At 46.0% G+C, this 5,130-nt stretch carries 4 protein-coding genes; 1 reads left to right on the top strand and 3 read right to left on the bottom strand.

What is annotated here, in order from left to right:
• Nucleotides 1-127: 127 nt before the first annotated feature.
• Together ACRCZA_RS02090 and ACRCZA_RS02085 are read right to left on the bottom strand one after the other, a co-directional pair.
• On the bottom strand, nt 128-472 hold the full coding sequence (locus ACRCZA_RS02090; protein WP_438672828.1) for a hypothetical protein: 345 nt from the start codon (nt 470-472) through the stop codon (nt 128-130).
• A 249-nt stretch (nt 473-721) separates the two neighbouring features.
• On the bottom strand, nt 722-2,047 hold the full coding sequence (locus tag ACRCZA_RS02085; protein WP_438672827.1) for a dicarboxylate/amino acid:cation symporter: 1,326 nt from the start codon (nt 2,045-2,047) through the stop codon (nt 722-724).
• A 217-nt stretch (nt 2,048-2,264) separates the two neighbouring features.
• On the opposite strand from ACRCZA_RS02085, the gene ACRCZA_RS02080 reads away from it, so the two are divergent.
• A complete protein-coding gene (locus tag ACRCZA_RS02080) occupies nt 2,265-4,709 on the top strand; it encodes a hypothetical protein (protein ID WP_438672826.1) in 2,445 nt (814 codons plus the stop codon).
• Nucleotides 4,710-4,818: 109 nt separating this feature from the next.
• Here the strand turns inward: ACRCZA_RS02080 and ACRCZA_RS02075 are convergent.
• The coding region (locus tag ACRCZA_RS02075; protein ID WP_438672825.1) for an N-succinylarginine dihydrolase at nt 4,819-5,130 on the bottom strand (312 nt) is incomplete at its 5' end.

Genomic DNA, 5,130 nt, shown 5'->3' with positions numbered 1-5,130 from the left:
CATATCAAGGGGCAACTTAACCTAGGCTGACCGAAGTGACAAGTGAATGCTATGAGGTTGTACTTTCCGGAGCTCTGCAGCAGATTGATGATGGTGCGCCACCTCAAGCGGGTGGCGCTGGCTTATTTTAGTCTTGGGTTTGGCGAGCTTTGTTTTGGCGCAGCAGGCCATTACCACACCAAGCTGCGACTAAGGTAAATATCATCACCGTCGCCATAATGGCGGCTAATCTTTGCCACGGCGCATCATGGGCTAGGCGCATTTGGATCATGTCAACAGTGGATAATCCCCACACCGTCACTGTGCTGATCACCAAGGCTAATTGTAATAAGCGGATGCTTATTTGCGGTTTAATGAGGCCCGCTAATGGTGCAAGGGCAAATATGCCCATCCCATAGAGTTGGTCATAGCGTAAAAAATGGGCGCTTAATAACCAAAATGCCAACACTATCCACAGCCATCGCCACCACATACCTTATTCTCCACCGATAATTCATTGAGTTGCTGTTAATATACTGCAATTTATAGCCACATTCTATTTGCATGTTAATGCAATGCCACTTAGTGCACATAGAAGGTGCAGTGTTACTCGAGTTGTTAAGTCTGCGGCTTTAATCGAGGAGTAAAGCATGAATTGAGCTGAGATGTTAATTTGCTTAAACGGCCGTTAAGTTAACAGGGGGAAAATCCTCCCTGTTAACTTAACGAATTGCGGTGATAATTAGGCTGATTGATTTTCTGAAATATGCACTTGTGCATTAAAACTGTGGGCGACTTTACCGGCCTCGGTATTGTTAAATACCGCCTCATTAAATTCCCCTTCAGATTTAGCGACGATCACCGATGCCACGCAATCCCCTGTAACGTTGACCGCGGTGCGGGTCATATCTAACAGGCGATCCACACCAATGATAAGTGCAATCCCTTCAACAGGTAAGCCCACTTGATTTAATACCATGGCGAGCATGATTAACCCCACGCCCGGCACACCAGCGGTGCCGATAGACGCTAATGTCGCGGTGACCACTACCGCGGCGTAATCGGTAATACTCAGTTCAATACCAAACACTTGGGCGATAAACACCGTCGCCACCCCTTGCATAATAGCCGTTCCATCCATATTAATGGTGGCGCCTAAGGGCAGGGTAAACGAAGCAATGTTATTGCGTACACCTAGACGATGTTCAGTGGTTTCCATGGTGATTGGCAGCGTGGCATTGGAGCTGGAAGTCGAAAAGGCAAACAATTGCACATCACGCATTTTACGGATGAAAATGAATGGATTTAACCCTGAGAAGACTTTGAGCAAGAGCGAGTAGGTTACAAAATTATGGAACAATAGCAGGGCAAGCACGAGGAAGAAGTATTTAACGACACTGCCAAAGGTTTCTAAGCCTAAGGTCAAGGCCAATTTGGCCATCAGCGCAAACACGCCGTAGGGCGCTAATTGCATCACGAGGGTGACCACCCGCATCACCACTTCATTTAGATCATCAAATAGCTGCGCGACACGTTTCCCCTTTTCCCCAATATGCGCAATCGCAAAACCAAAAATAACTGCAAAAATAATGATTTGCAGCATATTGCCTTCACTCATTGCTTGCACAGGATTGGTGGGCATCATATCAATGATTACCTGAGCAAATCCGGGCGCTTCTTTTGCGACATAATTCATTTTTTCGGCAGCTAATGTTGCATCGCCGGGATGGACGATGACCGCAGCAAAAACGGCTACCACTAATGCGAGTAACGTGGTGAACAAATAAAAGGCGAGAGTTTTGCCCCCGAGCCGGCCTAATTTAGACGGTTCACTTAAAGAGCAGGTACCGCAAACGAGGGAAATAAACACTAAAGGCACGACAAGCATTTTTAAACTTGAAATGAAAATGGTGCCTATCACATGTAAAAAACCGTTGGTAATGTAGTCCTTAACAAAAGGGCTGTCAGGGAGCATATTGCGCAGGAGCAAACCAAATAAAATACCGAGTCCCATACCGATGAGGATTTTACCTGTGAGTCCGAGCTTATTGTATGACAAGGTTGCCATGGAAGTTCCTGTGTAGTTTTTATGGGGTTAAGTTGGCGTGCTTAGGCTAGCAAGAAACAGAGCAAGTTGAAATGTGACCAGTTATTAAAATAAATGCAAATTATACGAAATAAAACAAAGTAACAATGGCAAAGTTATGTGAAAATTGTGTAATGTTAGCCTATAAGTTAAAGGCGTCTTTCTTAGTATAATCATTAGAGTAACAGGGAGCCTGACAATGAAGTCAGCGTATAAGATTTTTCTCGCAGGATTATGTTCACTTTTCTTAGTCGCGTGTGGCGGAGGCGGCAGTATCGGAGAGAACGATTCGGGTAATCCGCCAACGCCGAGTGTTGTGACGGTGAGTTTGAGTATTACCAATGCACAAATATCAGCCGCAACCCCTGCGATTGTGAGTGCAAAAGTGGTGGATTCGAAGTTAGGCGCCCTTGCCAATCATTTAGTCACTTTTTCTTTAGATGATAGTGCCTTGGGTGTTTTTCAAACCTTAGATAATGGCCCATCCAATGGTGCTGTGCTGACTGACACGAATGGGGTTGCCTCCATTAAGTTACTGAGTGCTCAAAAAGCGGGTGGTGGCACGGTTAGCGCCAAAGTTTCCTCCGGCGCATCAGGTACCGTTGCTTTTATGAGTAAAGGTGATGGCGGTGATGCTGGTGGCGGGGCACAGGTCAATTTGGTATTAACCGATGCATCGGGTACACCAATCAAAACGATTACAGCGTTAAATCCTGGCAAGCTAACGGCGACGGTTACGGGGATTTCAAAACCCAGCATAGTGACTTTTGCAAATGATATTGGTGACCTACCCATTAAAACCGCCGTCACTGATAGTCAAGGAAAAGCCAGTGTTGATATCTATGCGGGCAATACGTTAGGTGCAGGTACCATTACGGCCTCGCTTGTCAGTGGCGAGCAAGCCGATACCGTAGTCGTGGTAGGGGCAACCAATGTGGTGATGGGCAGCGGTACGCCTTTTGTCGCGGGGAAAGCAAGCATCAGTGTGACTGAATTAGCTGCAGGTGGCACTGCAACCATATCGGTGAGTATTCAAGATGATCAGGGTAAACCTTTTACGCAACCTGTCGATGTGAATTTTTCTTCAGCCTGTTCGAGAAAAGCGGTGCCCGAAGCGTTGATTAGTTCACCAGTGCCATCCGTCAATGGGGTTGCCACAAGCACTTATCTTGCGAAAGGTTGTGTCGGTGAGGATCCCATCAATGTGACGGCCAATGCTGGTGGCTTAAATGTTTCTGCATCTGGGGTGATAAAAGTATCGCCTGCGAGTGTCGGCAGCATAGTATTTTTATCTGCTACGCCGCAAAACATTGCTATTTTAGGCACCGGGGGTGCTGAATCATCAGAAATTAAATTTAAAGTGCTAGACACTAATGGCAATCCTGTAAGTAATCAACTTGTTAACTTTAGTTTAAATACCAATGTTGGCGGTATCGGACTTAATCCTTTAACGGCGACAACCAATACTCAAGGCATAGTGCAAACTGTGGTAAAAACCGGGACAGTAGCAACATCGGTACGTGTTACTGCGAGCGCTCAGTTAACTAATGCCACGATTTCGAGCCAATCGAGTCAGCTGATTGTTTCTACGGGGATCCCAGATCAAGACAGTTTTTCGCTTTCGGCTGAAGTCTTGAATGCTGAGGGGTGGGATATTGATGGAACACAAGTCAAAATCACCGCAAGATTAGCCGATGCCTTTAACAACCCCGCGCCCGACGGTACGACCGTATCGTTTACCACCGAAGGCGGGGCGATTGAAGATGCTTGTCAAACCGTAAAAGGCGCTTGTACGGTTATCTGGACGAGCCAGTTCCCTCGGCCTGAAGGCGAAAAATTGATTGATGATGCCGCGTTGCAATATCGCAATCCTGAAGCCAGACTCGCGGCAAACTTAGGTAATTTTTATGGCCAAAAATTTGGAGGAAGAGCAACCATTACCGCGACAGCTATCGGTGAAGAGTCTTTCCCAGATTTGAACGGTAACGGCAGATTTGATGAATCAGAAGTGACCGCCTTTCTCACTAAAAAGGATGTGAGTGGTCAACCGTTCGATCTCAGTGATGCTTTTGTTGATCATAATGAGGATGGGTTATTTAACCCACAACAAGCGGGGGGACAGGCGGGAGGTGAGCTTGAGGAGTTAATCGATTTTAATGCTGATGGCAAATTTGATGACAAAGATAAAAAATATAATGGTGTGCTATGTGCGTCTACCGCTCACGCTGGTTGCGCTGTTGCAAAATCACTTTATGTACGTCAAAGCTTAGTGATGGTGATGTCAGGCAGCACGGCATTTGCAACCGCGCTAGGTGACGTTGATATTACGGATGCTGACGGCCTGCATAACGGTGGAACTATCAATATTAATGGCAAAGGAACAGCATCAATAGGTTTTACCATTGCTGATCAACATAACCAACAAATGCCAGCGGGGACAAAAGTGCGCTTTAAAGCGACCGCAGGTTCGGTGGTAAGTAGTGCCGAATATATCTGGCCGAGCAGTAATTACAACGGCGGCCGTGAATTTGTGGTGACTTTAAAAGGTGAAGATAAACCCAATACCGGAGTATTTATCGTAGAAGTGGAAACACCCAGTAAATTAGTGACGGAAGTTTTGGCTATCCCGATTAATATTAAATAGTAATGTTCATCAATGAGAAAGGGCACCTTAGGTGCCCTTTTCTTTATAATTTTTCAATTGGTTAGAGTGTGGTTGGTCCCTTGCTTTAAGCTCCATCGCGCTCAATTTGCTACCTCTGGAACTGATACACACTGCCAAGCTGCATGATTTGCGTCAGTTCATCCAGAGCGGTACGTGATTCGATGAGTAGTTGGGGGTCGGCTAAATCTTGAGTACTTAAGCGGTCACGGTAATGTTTATCTACCCACGCAGTTAAACGGCTAAAAAGAGCATCATTCATTAAGGTGTGTTGATTCACAGCCTCAATTTCTTTTGAATTCATCGCGACTCGCAAACGCAGGCAAGCGGGGCCGCCACCGTTTTGCATACTTTGTTTGACGTCAACATAACGCACTTGCTTAATGGGGGTGTTGAGTGTGAG

This window comes from Shewanella sp. (assembly GCF_051658185.1).
GTDB lineage: Bacteria > Pseudomonadota > Gammaproteobacteria > Enterobacterales > Shewanellaceae > Shewanella.
The sequence above is the reverse complement of the archived record's forward strand: the minus strand, read 5'-3'. Positions and strand labels throughout refer to the sequence as shown.

Bases quoted from the DNA above. Each gene is read 5' to 3' on its own strand.
- ACRCZA_RS02090 (WP_438672828.1), bottom strand. From the start codon at position 472: ATGTGGTGGCGATGGCTGTGGATAGTGTTGGCATTTTGGTTATTAAGC.
- ACRCZA_RS02085 (WP_438672827.1), bottom strand. From the start codon at position 2,047: ATGGCAACCTTGTCATACAATAAGCTCGGACTCACAGGTAAAATCCTC.
- ACRCZA_RS02080 (WP_438672826.1), top strand. From the start codon at position 2,265: ATGAAGTCAGCGTATAAGATTTTTCTCGCAGGATTATGTTCACTTTTC.